This is a genomic window from Acidovorax sp. Root275 (genome assembly GCF_001428965.1).
Lineage (GTDB): Bacteria > Pseudomonadota > Gammaproteobacteria > Burkholderiales > Burkholderiaceae_C > Acidovorax > Acidovorax radicis.
Map to the genome: position 1 here is coordinate 605,471 of NZ_LMJH01000008.1, position 15,006 is coordinate 620,476.

Consider the following 15,006-nt stretch of genomic DNA (forward strand, 5'->3'; position numbering starts at 1 on the left):
CACCTTGCCCCTGCCAGGCGCAAGGTGCATCTTGCGCTCCGTTTTTGAACAGGTGCTTGGAGGCTGGCGTTCACATTCTGTGCCCGGAGGCGGTGGCAGACGGGTCTGCGGTGCCGGGCTGCGCGACTTCCGGGGTGCATGGGTACACGCAAAAGCTGTGCGCACCCAGCATTGTCACAAAACTGACATATAAGCATACTCCTGATTCCATAGCGCGAGCGGATGCCCATGCTGCTGCTGGGTGCGTTGGCGACACCACCCACTCCGTCAGCGGGGGTTGGCGCCGCCCTGGCCACCACGCAAACGGCCCGCACAGGGCGGGCCGTGGAGAGGTCAGGCAAAAACAACGGGTTCAGCGCTCGCGCCGCACTCTCAGGAACTCGTCCAGGATCAGGCACGCCGCACCCACGCTGATGGCCATGTCAGCCAAATTGAAGGCTGGGAAGTGGCCGTTGGGGAAAATTCCGGAAAGGAAGGCCCAATGGAAATCCAGAAAATCCACGACATAGCCATGCATCAGCCGGTCCACCACGTTGCCCACCGCGCCGCCCAGGATGCACGACAGCGCAAAGCCGAACAGCTTTTGACCGGGGTGCGCGCGCAACTGCCACACGATGAAAATGGTGGCCGCCACGCCGATGCCGGTGAACAGCCAGCGCTGCCAGCCTCCCGCGTCCTGCAGAAACGAAAATGCGGCCCCGGTGTTGTGCGCCCGCACGATGTTGAAGAAGCTGGTGATGATCGTGCCGTCGCCCAGCTGGTAGTGGTTGATGATCAGGGTCTTGGTGATCTGGTCCGCCACCAGAAGCACCATGGCCCAGGCCAGCCAGGGCCACATGCTCGCGCCGGAACGCCCGGCCTGCGATGTGCGGGCCATCAGGCGTGCACCCGGCTTTCGCCGTCTCCGTGCAGGTTGCTGGTGCAGCGGCCGCAGATGGTGGGGTGTGCCGCGTCTTGCCCCACATCGCTGCGGTAGTGCCAGCAGCGCTCGCATTTGGTGTCAGAACTGGGTTTGACGCTGATCTGTAAAGCGCTACCAGCTACCAATTCGATAGCGGAGGTGATGAACACGAACTTGAGGTCATCGCCCAGGCTGGCCAGCAGCGCATGGTCCTCAGGCGCAGCCGTCAGCACCACGTTGGCCTGCAGCGACGAGCCCACCTGGCCCTCGGCACGCAGCACCTCGATCTCCTTGTTCACCGCATCGCGGATCTCGCGCAGGCGCGCCCACTTGGCCAGCAGGCCTTCGTCGGCCCCGGCGATGGAGCCGTAGGTTTCCAGGAAGATGGAGTCCGACGACCCAAACACCTTCCAGGCCTCCTCGGCGGTGAACGACAGGAACGGCGCCATCCAGCGCAGCATGCCGTGGGTGATGTGGTACAGCGCGGTCTGGGCGCTGCGGCGCGCCAGGCTCTTGGGCGCGGTGGTGTACAGCCGGTCTTTCAGCACATCCAGGTAGAAGCCGCCCAGGTCTTCCGAGCAGTACAGCTGAAGCTTGGCCACCACGGGGTGGAACTCGTAGATCTTGTAGTGCGCGAGCACGGTGGCCTGGAACTCGGCCGCGCGCGTGAGCGCGTAGCGGTCGATCTCCAGCATCTGGTCGAACGGCACAGCGTCCGCGGCCGGGTCGAAGTCGCTCACGTTGGCCAGCAGGAAGCGCAGCGTGTTGCGGATGCGGCGGTAGGCGTCCACCACGCGCGCCAGGATCTTCTCGTCACCCGCGATGTCGCCCGAGTAGTCGCTGGCGGCCACCCACAGGCGGATGATCTCGGCGCCCAGCTTCTTGTTGATCTCTTGCGGATCGATGCCGTTGCCCAGCGACTTGCTCATCTTGCGGCCCTGGCTGTCCACGGTGAAGCCGTGGGTCAGCAGGCCGCGGTAGGGCGCGCGGCCTTCGAGCGCTGATGCCAGGAGCAGGGAGCTGTGGAACCAGCCGCGGTGCTGGTCATGGCCCTCCAGGTACAGGTCGGCCTCGGGACCCGTGTCGTGGTGCACGTTGGGGTGCGTGCCGCGCAGCACATGGCTGAACGTGGAGCCCGAGTCGAACCACACCTCCAGGATGTCGGTGCTCTTGGTGTAGCAGGCCGCGTCCTCGGCGCCCAGGATCTCCTCGGGCGTCACGCGGCTCCAGGCCTCGATGCCGCCCTTCTCCACAATGGCGGCCGCCTGGTCCATGATCTCCATGGTGCGCGGGTGCAGCTCGCCCGAATCCTTGTGCAAAAAGAACGGGATGGGCACGCCCCAGCTGCGCTGGCGCGAGATGCACCAGTCGGGACGCCCGGCGATCATGTCGTGCAGGCGCGTCTTGCCGTTCTCGGGGTAGAAGCTCGTGTGTTCGATGGCGTCCAGCGCGATCTGTCGCAGCGTCTTGGCAGGCTTCATGCCGGGCTGGGTGAACACGCCTTCACCCTCGTCCATGCGGATGAACCATTGCGCGGCCGCGCGGTAGATCACCGGCGTCTTGTGGCGCCAGCAGTGCGGGTAGCTGTGCGTGATGTCCTTGGTGGCCATCAGGCGGCCGGCGTTGCGCAGGGCTTCGATGATGACGGGCACGGCCTTCCAGATGTGCTGGCCGCCAAACAGCGGGAAGTCGGCCGCATAGGTGCCGTTGCCCTGCACGGGATTCAGGATGTCGTCCAGTGCCAGGCCGTGGGACACGCAGGAGTTGAAATCCTCCAGCCCGTAGGCGGGCGAGGAGTGCACGATACCGGTGCCATCGTCGGCCGTGGCGTAGTCGGCCAGGTACACGGGGGACAGGCGCTGGTAGCCTTGGGTGCCGTCTTCGCTCTTCACGTCGTACAGCGGGTGCTCAAATTCCAGCCCGCCGAGGTTCTTGCCCAGGGTGGTGGCCAGCACGCTGCCTGTGAGGCCATAGCGCTCCAGACACGAGGCCACCAGCGGCTCGGCCACCAGCAGGATGCGCTCGCCGGTGTCCACCAGGGCGTAGCTGATCTCGGGGTTCAGGTTGAGCGCCTGGTTGGCGGGGATGGTCCAGGCTGTGGTGGTCCAGATGACGACGAAGGCGTCTTTGGTCAACGCGGGCAGGCCAAAAGCGGCCGCCAGCTTGGCAGGCTCGTGCGCCTTGAACGCCACGTCCAGCGTGGTGCTCTTCTTGTCCTGGTATTCGATCTCGAACTCGGCCAGCGAAGAGCCGCAGTCAAAACACCAGTACACGGGCTTCAAGCCGCGGTAGACAAAACCACGCTCCATCACACGTTTGAACGCGCGGATTTCGCCCGCCTCGTTGGCGGGGTTCATGGTCTTGTAGGGGTTGTCCCATTCGCCCAGCACACCCAGGCGCTTGAAGTCCACCATCTGCTGCGCGATTTGCTCGGTGGCAAACGCGCGGCTCTTGGCCTGCATGTCGTCGCGGCTCAGGTTGCGGCCGTGTTTCTTCTCGATGGCATTCTCGATCGGCAGGCCGTGGCAGTCCCAGCCGGGCACGTACAGCGCGTCAAAGCCTTCGAGCTGGCGCGCCTTGGTGATCATGTCCTTCAGGATCTTGTTGACCGCGTGGCCCATGTGGATCTGGCCGTTGGCGTAGGGTGGGCCGTCGTGCAGGATGAACTTGGGCGAACCGCAGCGTGCGTCGCGCAGGCGCTTGTACAGGCCCTTGTCTTCCCATTCCTTCACCCAGCCCGGCTCGCGCTTGGGCAGGTCGCCGCGCATGGGGAAGGGGGTGTCGGGCAGGTTCAGGGTGCTGCGGTAATCCGTGGCTGCGGGGGCTGCGGAAGGGGTGCTGGCGTTGTCGTCGGACATGAGGGAGCCTTAAAAACAGGGCATTCCGGGGCAAGGCCCAGAGCAAGAGCGGGGTGGAAGCGCGAAGGATGACGGGCCCGCCAGGCGGGCGCTGCGCAAAGCAGCCCCCCTCAAATTCGGTCGCGGGTGGTCTGGCGCCGGGTCTCGGTGTGGTTGGGCGCCTTGGCCGAGGCAAAGTACGCACGCGCGTCGGCACAGTCTTTGGCAATGCCCGTTGTCAGGGCGTCCAGACCGTCGCGTGTCGGCTGATCTTGCAGTGTGCGAAGTAGTTCCACGGAACGGATTTTACTGTAACGTGCATGGGCATCCGTCATGCAGGGCTTGCCAAGGCGGTGGCCAACGCGACAGGGTAGTTCAACAGGTGCGAGCCCGCCATCGGGGCCTGCCTCAGCACGGGCTGTACCGACGGCTCGCGCCCGTCCATCCTCAGTATGCTCAGTGAGCCTTGCGCGCCGTGGCTGAGCCACAGACTATGGCCGTCACCGGCAAGGGCCACGCCCCGCACGTTGTCTACGGGCATGCTGTGCCATAGCGATTGGTCGTCCAGCCGCCAAAAAGTGAGCACGCCAGGGGTTGGGTGTGTCACGACGGCCAGGCGTTCGTGGGGAAGCAGCGCGATGCTCAGGGCCTCCCCCAGCAGGCGGGGAAGGCGGTCTTGCGGATACGGCATGCCCCGCAATGTTGCTTCGCTCCGGTGGCACCAACTGACGGCACCTTCGTGGTCTACACCCAGCCCGAGCCGGGGGGCAGAGGCGATCAGTGCCGTGCTGCCGGAGACCGGGACCATATGCCCTGTGTTGAAAGCCGAGCCCGGCATGTCATGGCGATCCAGCAACTGATGTGTTTCCACGTCGATGTAGCTGATGCACGGGGCAGGGCTTTCGCCAGCTTTGGCCCCACCGTTGGTCACCGCCAATACCCGCCCGTTGTCGACTAGATGGCAATCGTGCGGGCGGGCGCCGAAACTGGGAAAGTCACCAAGGTAGCGCAGGGTGTTGGTGTCTCGCATACCAATGAAACCCTGCCCCTGTGGGTCCGATTCGGTACTGAGCAATAGTTCGCCGGCCCCGGCGAGCACACCGTGTCCGTAGAACTGGCGTTGATCGAAAGGCGGGATGGTCCGCACAAACCGTTGCTGCTGCAGGTCAAAGACCCCAGCGCCAGTCCCATGCTTCTCAAAAAAGAAGGCCCGCTCTTTGCGTCGTGTGTCCAAGGCCCAGCCATGGGGGAAAAATGGGCATTCGATCAGGCGTGCCCCATTGATTTGGGAGCTTGCGTAAGCCAACGCTGTCTTGTGGGGCGCTCCCGGCTGCTCCTGGTAGCGGCAGCCTGCAAACAACTGGTCGTTGTTCATGGGGTTTGGCATTGCAGTGGCGCTGGATAGGGTGGGAGTGCTACGGGATTCCATGGTGATTGGAAGGAGGGTGCTCCCCATTCCATGGGCAAGAAGGGTGCGGCGGTTGATCCATGGCTTGGCTGGCAATTGAATGGGGACTTGCATAGAGACACCTTGTGCCGCAGAGTCGCTGGTCAACCAAGGGCGGTGTTGTGGTCCGTCCAAAGTGGCTTGGCGCGCCGCGCTTCAAAATGCCCCAGAGCCTGAACGCAATCCCGTGCGATGCCTTCCTTCAGCGCCTCCAGACTAGGGTATTGGAGTTCGTCATGCAACTTGTGCAGAAGGTCCACGTGAATGGTCTTGCCGTAAGCACTATCTTTGCCCAGGTGGGCGGGCCAAGTCAGGCAGTGGGTTTCCAGGAGGACGCGTCCTCCGTTCACATCATTGGGGTCCAGCGAGGGGCGCACTCCAAGGTTGGCAACCCCGGGTAGCGGTTGTTCCGTGAGGCCTTGTACGCTGACTGCAAAAATGCCGCTGGCGGCGGGTTTCCAATGGCTAAACCGCATGTTCAGCGTTCGGAAGCCCAGTTCGCGGCCGAGTTTGCGGCCATGTACCACGTGGCCCGATATTGCGTAGGGCCGCCCGAGCAGGCGCGCTGCCGCCTCCATGTCCCCCGCCGAGAGGGCCTGGCGCACGGCCGAGCTGGACACCCGCAGCCCATGCACCTCGTAGCTGTTCATGCGTGCCACATCAAAGCCTTTTGCTTGCCCCGCCGCGTCGAGCATCGCGTAGTCGCCCGCGCGCTGGCGGCCGAAGCGGAAGTCGTCGCCCACCAGCACGTAACGGGCACCCAGGCCGCGCACCAGCACCTCGTCGATGAACGCCTCGGGGGACTGCGCGGCCAGTTTCGCGTCAAACGGCAGCACCACGGTCTGCTGCACGCCGCAGCGGGCCAGCTCGGTCAGCTTGTCGCGCAGGGTGCCGATGCGTGCGGGCGCGAGGTCGGGTTTGTGGAGGGCGCCCGCAAAGTAGTCGCGGGGATGGGGCTCGAACGTGAGCACGCAGCTTTCCACGCCCCGGTGTGCGGCCTCGCTGTTCAGCAGTGCCAGCATGGCCTGGTGGCCCCGGTGTACGCCATCGAAATTGCCAATGGTCAGCGCACAGGCGTTGGCGATGCCGGGATGGTGGAATCCGCGAAAGATCTTCATCGGTTTGTTATCTTTTTGATAGCATCATGCGCAGGTGTATCAAGCGCAAGACGCCAATTTGTCATGAAAACGGAGTATATTGTGACCCACGGGCTGCCCAGCGCAGGGCAGTTCGCGAGACATCTGCGTTCCGAATCCTTGTGTACTTTGTGTTCCAGGAGGCGTGTTTTGAAGGTCTTGAAGCTGTCGGCCCAAGGGCTGCCCCAATCGTGGATTTCGCTCGAACAAGCGGTGATTCATTACGCTGCGGGTGAGGTGCGCTGGGAATCCGGCGGCCAGATCGCGCGGTTCCGTGGCGGGCACAACGCGATCACGGGTGAACAATCGGTGATTGCCGTGAACAGCATCATCGGAACCAAGGGCGTGCCCAGCATCAACCCGTTTGACCTCAAGCCCGGACTGACCAACAGCAAGCTTTTTGCTCGCGACCGCAATGTATGCGCCTACTGCGGCGGGCATTTTCATGAAGAGGACCTGACGCGCGAGCACATCGTGCCGTTTGCCCGCAATGGGCAGGACCACTGGATGAACGTGGTCACGGCCTGCCGCCCGTGCAACCACCGCAAGGGCCCACGCACGCCAGAACATGCCCACATGCCGTTGCTGTACGCGCCTTACGTGCCCAGCCTGTGGGAAGACTTCATCTTGCGCAACCGCCGTATCCTGGCCGATCAAATGGAGTTCCTGATGGCGCACGTCCCCAAATCTTCACGGCTGTTGGCGTAGTTGGCGGAGCGGCCAGTACGACGCCTGATGGCGTCGTTGCTCCGTCTTGCAGTACTCGCAGTACTGTCTGTGAGGGAGCGCCTAGCCATTGGGGCTGTCTTGACCACTTTTGGTGGTGTGCTGCACGGTGCGCAGGCACCGAGCAGCGCCTATCCCATCAGTAAGTCAGTTCGAGAAACACCAAATGGCCGCTGGCAGCGGGCCAGGTCCGTCCCACCACGCGTTCGCCATTGAATTCGCCCGCAATGCTGCGCACGCCGCCCGAGGGCTTGACCTTGGCCGACGCCACGCCCGCGCCTGGCGGCACACCGGCAGGTGCGGCGCCATCGAGCAGCATCTTGTCGCGTGCCGGGTCCAGGTAGCCGCGCGGGCGGGTCAGTGTCACCACGCTCTCGGCGCCTTTGTCGGCATCGGCCAAGCGCTCTGCGCGCAGGTGGATGAGATCGCTGCTGCGGGGAAAGCCGCTGCGGTAGATGTGGGTGGTGGCGTAGCCGGGTGCGGTGATCACGAACTCGGTGGGTGACCCAGCGGGAACGGCCAGCGGCCCCCATTGTCCATCCGTACCCACGGTTTTGCGCAGCAAGGCATTGCCCGTGCGGGCGCCCGTGGTGGGGTCGGTGGCATACACCTCCAGCTGCGCGCCCGCCAGGGGCAGGTTGTTGCTGAAGTTGCCCGTCTTGGCGTCCGTTGGGTCCACACCCAGGCCGGTGACCTTGCCGTTCAGCACCACCTGCTCTTCGGCCGCAATGGTGGTGGCCTGCGGCGCCTTGCCCGTGATGAAGCGGTAGGTGGCTTCAAAGGCTGCGGCGGAATAGGAGGTCTCGCGGTGGTCGATGCGCGGGATCACCACATTGACCGCGCCCTTCAGCTCGGGCCCTGCGGCCGTCACGTTGGTGGGCGTGCCTTTCTGGCCGATCCACAGGCCATCGGGCTGCGCGAACTTGTCGTTGTTGTCCGAGCGGATGGTCATCCATTGCACGGGGCCGCTCACTTCATCGCCGGCTGCATTTTTGGGGGCGTTCAAGGCGGTGAGGAAGGGGCCGGTGCCCGAGAACTCGCTGCCTTCGCGAACCCCAGGGGTCGCCCACACACCGTGGTTGGGTGTCCCGCCCAGGATGGCGTGGCTCACGGTGGTGGTGCCGCCGCCGTTGTAGACATAGTTGCGGATGGCATTGCCCCCGCGCGAATTGCCCACCAGCACCACCTTGCTGGCGCCCGTGGCCTTGAGCACCTTGTCCACCTCAGTCTTGAGGTAAGCCATGTGCTCTGCAGCCGAGGTGCGGCCCGGCTGGGGCTTGGTGTCGTCATCGCGTGAGAGCGGGTAGGGCACGTCGATGGCATGCAGGCGCTCACGGGGCCAGCCGTTCGATTCAAACCGCCATGCGGTGGCCTGCCACAGCGCAGCGGTGTCGCCATTGCCATGCACAAAGACGATGGGCGGCGCCTCGGCCAGGCTGGGGCTGCGGGTGGCGCAGCCGGCCAGGGCCAGGGTGGCCGCGGCGGCTGCCAGCAGAAGGGATCGGCGTTGCAGCAAGAGCTTATTGTTCATGGGTGTCTCCGATAAGAAAAAATGCCCGTGGACCGGTTCAGTCCACGAGCATTGCACGGTTGCGTGACAGTCCTTGCTTGGCGTCAGGCAAACACGCCGGCCGTGTCCTGCATGCGGCTCGACACTTCGCCCAGGTGGTGCAGCGTGTCGCCAAAGGTCACTTCCAGTTGCGTGAGTTTCTTGAAGTAGTGGCTGCCGATGTACTCATCGGTCACGCCGATGCCGCCATGCAATTGCACCGATTGCTGGCCCACATAACGCATCGATTGCCCCAGCTGCACCTTGGCGCGGGCCATGGCGGCGCGGCGTTCGGCCGCCGGGGCGCCGAGCTTGAGGCTGGCGTAGTAGCTCATCGAGCGGGCCAGTTCCAGCTGCATCTTCATGTCGGCCACGCGGTGGCGCAGCGCCTGGAAGCTGGCAATGAACACGCCGAACTGCTTGCGCTGGTTCATGTATTCGACAGTGAGCGCCACGGTCTTGTCCATCACGCCCACGGCTTCGGCGCAGGTGGCGGCGATGCCGGTGTCCACGGCCAGTTCCAGGGCGGCCAGGCCGTCGGTGGTGATGAGCGTGGCGGGGGCGTTGGCCAGTTGCACTTCGGCGGCGCGGCTGCCGTCTTGCGTGACATAGCCACGTGTGGTGACGCCAGCGGCCGAGCGTTCCACGAGGAAGAGGGCGATTTTTCCGTCCAGCTGCGCAGGCACGATGAAAGCATCGGCCTGGTCACCAGCGGATACTATGCTTTTTGTAGCTGTTACGGCATATCCAGCGGGCGCAAAGGCTGCTTTTGCCTCACAAACATCCAGGCGGTAGCGCGCCTTGCGCTCCTGGTAGGCCAACACCACCAGCGCTTCACCGCTGGCCACGCGGGGCAGCCAGGCGCCTTGTACGTCGGCGGGGGCGTAGTGCGACAGCACGCTGCTGGCGATGAAGGCCTGGGCAATGGGTTCCAGCACCATGCCGCGGCCGAGTTCCTCGGCCACCACCATGGCGTCGATGGCGCCCTGGCCCATGCCGTCGTGGGCTTCGGGCACGGTCAGTGCGGTCAGGCCCAGCTCGGCCAGCTCGCCCCAGGCGGCGCGGTCAAAACCGCCTGAGGCCACGGCAGCGCGGCGGCGCTCGAAGGTGTAGCCCTTGTCCACCCACTTGCGCACGGCGTCGCGCAGTTGTTCCTGGTCGTCAGAAAAATCGAAATCCATGTTCTTGTCTCCTTAGCCCAGAACCGTCTGCGCGACGATGTTGCGTTGCACTTCATTGCTGCCGCCATAGATGGTGGTCTTGCGCAGGTTGAAGTAGGTGGACGCCAGCGGCGCGTTGGCGGTGACGCCGCCAGGGAAGTCGCCCTGCCAACCAGCCTCCATGGCTTCTTCGATAAAGGGCATGGCAAAGGGGCCAGCGGCCAGCATCATCAGCTCGGCGTAGCGCTGCTGGATCTCGCTGCCCTTGATCTTGAGCAGGCCTGCAATGTCGAGCGAGTTCTTGCCCGACTTCTCGGCCGACAGCACGCGCAGCACCAGCATTTCGAGCGCCACGATGTCCACTTCGAGCAGGGCGATCTGGTCGCGGAAGCGTGTGTCGTCCCACATGCCTTCCGTCTTGGCAATGCGCTTCAAACGCTCCAGCTCGCGCTTGCTGCGGTTCACGTCGGCGATGTTGGTGCGCTCGTGGCTCAGCAGGTGCTTGGCGTAGGTCCAGCCCTTGTTCTCTTCGCCGATCAGGTTCTCGGCAGGCACTTCGACGTTGTCGAAGAACACTTCGTTCACCTCGCACTCGCCGTCCAGCAGCTTGATGGGGCGCACGGTGACGCCCTTGGACTTCATGTCCAGCAGCAGGAAGGAGATGCCGGTCTGCGGCTTGCCTTCGGTGCTGGTGCGCACCAGGTTGAACATCCAGTCGCCGTGCTGGCCCAGCGTGGTCCAGGTCTTCTGGCCGTTGACGATGTACTTGTCGCCCACACGCTCGGCGCGGGTCTTGACGCTGGCCAGGTCCGAGCCCGAGCCTGGCTCGCTGTAGCCCTGGCTCCACCAGACTTCGCCGCTGGCGATGCCGGGCAAAAAGCGCTTTTGTTGTTCGGCATTGCCGAAGGCCATGATCACCGGGGCCACCATCACGGGGCCGAAGGGGATGATGCGGGGCGCACCGGCCAGCGCACACTCTTCTTCAAACAGATGCTTCTGCACGGCCGTCCAGCCCGGGCCGCCAAACTCTTTGGGCCAGCCAAAACCGAGCCAGCCCTTTTTGCCCAGGATCTTGGCCCAGCCCTGCATGTCTGCACGGGTCAGGCGCAGGGCGTTGTGCACCTTGTGGGAAATTTCCTGGGGTAGGTTGGCGTGAACCCATGCGCGAACTTCGTCGCGGAAGGCCTGTTCTTCGGGGGTGAATGCGAGATCCATGCGGCTTGTCTCCTGAGAAGTCCTGTTTGTAGCACGGTCGTTCGTTTTATTCCTGTCCGGGTGGCGACATCGGCGCAGGGTCTGCGGCCATGCCCAGCTCTGCGCACAGCCGCTGCACGGTGGCGCGCAGGCTGGCCACTTCCGTCTCCAGCGCGTCCACCCGGGCCTGCAGGGCTGCGGAGGTCCCTGTGGCGCCGGTGCCTGGCTGGGGGACATAGCTGCTGCTGGTGTCCACCGGCCCACACATCAGGTGCGCCCAGCGCTGTTCGCGCGCGCCGGGTGCGCGGGGCAGCTGCACGACCAGCGGGCCGCCTTTCTCTGCACTGCGCTCTTGCAGCTCATCGAGGAAGGCCTCCACCGAAGAAATGTCGGCAAACCGGTACCAGCGCTCGGCGTTGATGCGCAGCTCGCCCGCCGTTTGCGGGCCGCGCAGCATCAAGAGCCCCAGCAGCACGGCCGATTGTTCGGGCACGCCCACGCCGCGCTGAAAGTTGTGTTCCCACCGCATGGTGCGGTTGCCGCTGCTCTCAAACGCCAGCGTCAGCAACTTGAGCGAGTCCAGTGCCTCCTGCGCCTCGGCGTCGCTGAGGTTCATCACCGGGTCGCGGCTGGTTTTCTGGTTGCAACCGGTCAGCAGGCCGTTGAGCGACATGGGGTAGCTGTCGGGCACGGTGCGGGCCTTTTCCATCAGCGTGGCGAGCACGCGGGCTTCGTGGGGGGTGAGGGGGCGGATGATGGGATCGAAGGGCACTGGGATAATCCGTGGCAATTTATGAAGAACATCGTCATTCTGATCTCTGGCGGCGGCTCGAACATGGCCACCATCGTCCGCACCGCGCAACAGGAGAACTGGGCACAACGCTACGGCGCCCGCGTGGCGGCTGTGATCAGCAACAAACCGGATGCCGCCGGGCTGGTGTTTGCGCGGGAGCAGGGCATCGCTGCCGAGGCGCTGGACCACAAGGTCTTTGCCAGCCGCGAGGCTTTTGATGCCGAGCTGGCGGCCACCATCGACCGCCACCAGCCTGCCCTCGTGGTGCTGGCGGGGTTCATGCGCATCCTGACGCCAGGGTTTGTGGCGCACTACGCGGGGCGGCTCATCAACATCCATCCCTCGCTGCTGCCGGCCTTTACCGGGCTGCACACGCACCAGCGCGCCATCGATGCAGGCTGCAAGTTTGCGGGCGTCACGGTGCACCAGGTGACGGCCGAGCTGGATGTGGGTCCCATCCTGGAGCAGGCGGTGGTGCCCGTGCTGCCCGGCGACACGGCCGAGACGCTGGCGGCCCGGGTGCTGACCCAGGAACATGTGATCTATCCCCGCGCCGTGCGGGCGCTGATTCAGGCCTTGTAGCCCACCGGCCGATCGGGTTGGGATGGTCCGGTTGTCGCCCTGGCAGACCCTGGTGGGCACAGGGATGTTGTTTGCTATAAAAATAGTAGCTATTTACGCTTATCTATAAAGCGCTAGGTCCTATTTTTATTCATATTTACCCGTCGCCGGACAGCCTCAGGGATCCCGGCGCACGCAGCTCATCAACTGACGGGCGAATCGCACTGCGTGGCCAGAAAACCTGCAGCCGATGGCCCGGCCGACGGCCGACGCTGAGCATCGAGGTGCGCGACCACGGCCGGGCCTGCCGACTGAAGAGTTGGAGCGGGTCATGGAGCCGTTCTACTGCGTGGAGTCCTTGCGCAACCGCCAGAGCGGCGGGGCCGGACCGGGGCTCACCATTGCTTCTGACGTGGTGCGGCGCCACGGGGGGGAGGGCGGCTGGCCTTGCGCAATGCCGCGGGTGTGGTTTGGTGGCAGCAGCCATTTTTCCGCGCACTGCGGCGTGAGTTCAACGGGTTTCAGCGGGTTTCCGTCTCGTCCCCGCATTTCTCGAACCGTGGCCGCATCACGCCATCGATGAGCACCTGCTCTTCAAACATGGCGGCGGGCCGCACCCACAGCCCCCGCTGGCCATAGAGCGCGCGGTACAGCGTCATGGCTTCCAGCGTCTCGCTGTGGCGCACGGTGTCGATCACCTCGTAGAGCATGCCCTTGTAGTGGCGGTACAGGCCAGGCGGAGTGCGAATGAGTGCGGGCAGGTCTTCGTCGGTCATGGTGGCGAGTGGGCGTGCGTGAGTGGTTAGGATGGCGGCTGAAAACAACCAAGAGTGGGGGAAGCCCGTGGATCAGGCAGATTTTGTGCACCTGGTGCGCATGAGCGAGCATGCCAGTGCCGACAACAGCCGAGCGTACCGCCGCAGTGTGGCCGCGTTTGCGGCGCTGGGCTATGCCTGGGTGCTGGGTTGCCTGGGGCTGGCCGCTGGCATTGTGCTGTGGGTCGTGCCGCAGTTGCTGCAGGGGCGCTTTCGTTTTGCCATGGTGTGGCTGCTGCTGGGGGCTGCAGGCCTGCTGTGGGTCAGCCTGCGGGCGCTGTGGGTGCGTTTTGACGCGCCCGAGGGTGTGGAGATCACGGCGCTGGAGGCGCCGGAGCTTTTTGAGGCGCTGGAGCGCATTCGCCGCAAGATCAAGGGCCCGCCCATCCACAAAGTCACGCTGAACGACGAGTTCAATGCCAGCATCCAGCAGCTGCCCAAGTACGGCCTGCTGGGCGGCGCTGTCAACCACCTGAGCATTGGCTTGCCCCTGCTCATGGCCCTGGACCGGCCGCGTTTTCTGGCCGTGCTGGCGCATGAGTACGGTCATCTGCGCGGCGACCACGGCCGGTTTGCCGCCTGGATTTACCGCACGCGCCTGTCGTGGATGCGCCTGAACCACAGCCTGGCCGACGACGAAGGCCCGGTGGTTGCCGCCACGCAGGCTTTCATGCGCTGGTACTTTCCGCGCTTTTCGGCCAAGACCTTTGCGCTGGCCCGCCAGGACGAATACGAGGCCGACCGCATTGCCGGCAAGCTGCTGGGACGTGACGTGACCGCCGCCGCCCTGGCCGAGATTGAAATCCGCGGCGCGGCGCTGCAGGCGGAGTTCTGGGGCCACCACTGGTGCGGTGCCGCCGGCAATCCGCTGCCGGTGGGGCCCTATCGCAGCATGCGCCGCTACCTGGCCGAGGCCCCGGATGCCGCATTTGCCAACGACGCACTGCGCCAAGCGCTCAAGCGCCTGAGCAGTGTGGACGACACCCACCCCGGCCTGCGGGATCGCATTGAAGCGCTGGATGCCACGCCCACACTGCCGGACTGGTCGCATGGCAATGCCTTGACCCTGCTGGGCGATGGGGCCAAGCGGTGGGTGAAGCACTTTGACAAACAATGGTGCCGCGACAACGCCACGGAGTGGAAGCAGCACCATGCGTGGCTGGAGCGTGTGCGTACGCGCGCCGAAGCGCTCAGCGCGTCGATAGCCCAGAGCAGTGCTGCCGAATTGGTGGAGCTGGCCCGCCTCAAACGCCATCTCGATCCCCGCGCCGATGTGCGTGCGCTCTATGAGCTGGCGCTTGAGCGCAGCGCGGAATACCCGCCCGCCCTGTGCGGACTGGTGCCTTGCCTGCCCGAGGACGACCGCGAGGGCAAGCTCCTGCTGCTGCACCGGGTGTGGGAAGCCGGCAGCAACGACCGCTACTGGGCTGCACGCACCGCACTGGCCGAGCTGGAGACCCCGCGCATGGGTAGGGACCATGACGCGGCGGCCTTCAAGCAATGGCGAAAGCGGCTGGAGCGTGCGCAGGAATCTGAAGAGCGCGCCTGGGAAGAGCTGTCGGGCACCTCCTTCTTCAGCCAGATCGCGCGCAACGACCTGAGCCCGTTTGAGTTGGCCGAGCTGCAATCGGAGCTGGCCCGCTGCGCGCCCCTCACCCGTTGTTGGCTGGTGCGCAAGAACCTGCGCGAGCATCCGCAGCGTCGGGCGTACCTGGTGTTCCTGGAGCTGCCAGGCATGGACGACGAAAGCCGCTACCACCTGTGCCGTGCCCTGGAGCGCAATCTGAGCCTTCCGGGCCCCGCGCTGGCGCTGTGGGCGGGCGAATCGCCCACGCTCAAGGAAATCCAGCGCTATGCGTTCGATCCGATCTATACCCGTTGATGGCC

The 15,006-nt window shown here is 64.8% G+C and carries 12 protein-coding genes and 1 pseudogene; 3 read left to right on the top strand and 10 right to left on the bottom strand.

The features are described from left to right. Positions 1-352 precede the first annotated feature (352 nt). The 5 genes and pseudogenes from lspA to ASE52_RS12885 all read right to left on the bottom strand — a co-directional run bounded on the left by lspA (position 353) and on the right by ASE52_RS12885 (position 6,303). On the bottom strand, positions 353-877 hold the full coding sequence (lspA, locus tag ASE52_RS12870; RefSeq protein ID WP_057226581.1) for a signal peptidase II: 525 nt from the start codon (positions 875-877) through the stop codon (positions 353-355). Then, positions 877-3,759 (bottom strand): isoleucine--tRNA ligase, encoded by a 2,883-nt coding sequence (ileS, locus tag ASE52_RS12875; RefSeq protein WP_057226582.1) that lies wholly within the window; start codon positions 3,757-3,759, stop codon positions 877-879. Before ileS ends, lspA begins: the two co-directional genes overlap by 1 nt. Before the next feature lie 110 nt (positions 3,760-3,869). Beyond that, positions 3,870-4,052: pseudogene (locus ASE52_RS25115) on the bottom strand (bifunctional riboflavin kinase/FAD synthetase); the annotation flags it as partial. Positions 4,053-4,069: 17 nt separating this feature from the next. After that, positions 4,070-5,113: a DUF1513 domain-containing protein gene (locus tag ASE52_RS12880; protein WP_158004159.1), complete on the bottom strand. Its 1,044-nt coding sequence runs from the start codon at positions 5,111-5,113 to the stop codon at positions 4,070-4,072. A 176-nt stretch (positions 5,114-5,289) separates the two neighbouring features. Beyond that, positions 5,290-6,303: a bifunctional riboflavin kinase/FAD synthetase gene (locus ASE52_RS12885; RefSeq protein WP_057226586.1), complete on the bottom strand. Its 1,014-nt coding sequence runs from the start codon at positions 6,301-6,303 to the stop codon at positions 5,290-5,292. A gap of 168 nt (positions 6,304-6,471) precedes the next feature. Between ASE52_RS12885 and ASE52_RS12890 the strand changes: the two genes are divergently transcribed. Next, a complete protein-coding gene (locus ASE52_RS12890) occupies positions 6,472-7,029 on the top strand; it encodes an HNH endonuclease (RefSeq protein WP_010463449.1) in 558 nt (185 codons plus the stop codon). Positions 7,030-7,186: 157 nt separating this feature from the next. On the opposite strand, the gene ASE52_RS12895 is transcribed toward ASE52_RS12890, so the two are convergent. The 4 genes from ASE52_RS12895 to ASE52_RS12910 all read right to left on the bottom strand — a co-directional run bounded on the left by ASE52_RS12895 (position 7,187) and on the right by ASE52_RS12910 (position 11,722). Next, on the bottom strand, positions 7,187-8,578 hold the full coding sequence (locus ASE52_RS12895) for an alpha/beta fold hydrolase (protein WP_057226587.1): 1,392 nt from the start codon (positions 8,576-8,578) through the stop codon (positions 7,187-7,189). An 83-nt stretch (positions 8,579-8,661) separates the two neighbouring features. Continuing rightward, on the bottom strand, positions 8,662-9,777 hold the full coding sequence (locus ASE52_RS12900) for an acyl-CoA dehydrogenase family protein (RefSeq protein ID WP_057226590.1): 1,116 nt from the start codon (positions 9,775-9,777) through the stop codon (positions 8,662-8,664). Between the two features lie 12 nt (positions 9,778-9,789). After that, entirely contained in the window at positions 9,790-10,971 is a 1,182-nt protein-coding gene (locus ASE52_RS12905; protein ID WP_057226592.1) for an acyl-CoA dehydrogenase family protein, read from the bottom strand. A 46-nt stretch (positions 10,972-11,017) separates the two neighbouring features. Further along, positions 11,018-11,722 carry a YceH family protein gene (locus ASE52_RS12910; protein ID WP_057226594.1) on the bottom strand — a complete coding sequence of 235 codons (705 nt, stop codon included), beginning with the start codon at positions 11,720-11,722 and terminating at the stop codon, positions 11,018-11,020. Between the two features lie 21 nt (positions 11,723-11,743). On the opposite strand from ASE52_RS12910, the gene purN reads away from it, so the two are divergent. After that, positions 11,744-12,325, top strand: a complete 582-nt coding sequence (gene purN, locus ASE52_RS12915) for a phosphoribosylglycinamide formyltransferase (RefSeq protein ID WP_057226596.1) — start codon at positions 11,744-11,746, stop codon at positions 12,323-12,325. A gap of 500 nt (positions 12,326-12,825) precedes the next feature. Here the strand turns inward: purN and ASE52_RS12920 are convergent, their stop codons facing one another. Next, positions 12,826-13,080 (bottom strand): DUF1653 domain-containing protein, encoded by a 255-nt coding sequence (locus ASE52_RS12920; RefSeq protein ID WP_057226598.1) that lies wholly within the window; start codon positions 13,078-13,080, stop codon positions 12,826-12,828. A gap of 67 nt (positions 13,081-13,147) precedes the next feature. On the opposite strand from ASE52_RS12920, the gene ASE52_RS12925 reads away from it, so the two are divergent. Further along, positions 13,148-15,001 (top strand): M48 family metallopeptidase, encoded by a 1,854-nt coding sequence (locus tag ASE52_RS12925; RefSeq protein WP_057227224.1) that lies wholly within the window; start codon positions 13,148-13,150, stop codon positions 14,999-15,001. Positions 15,002-15,006 lie beyond the last annotated feature (5 nt).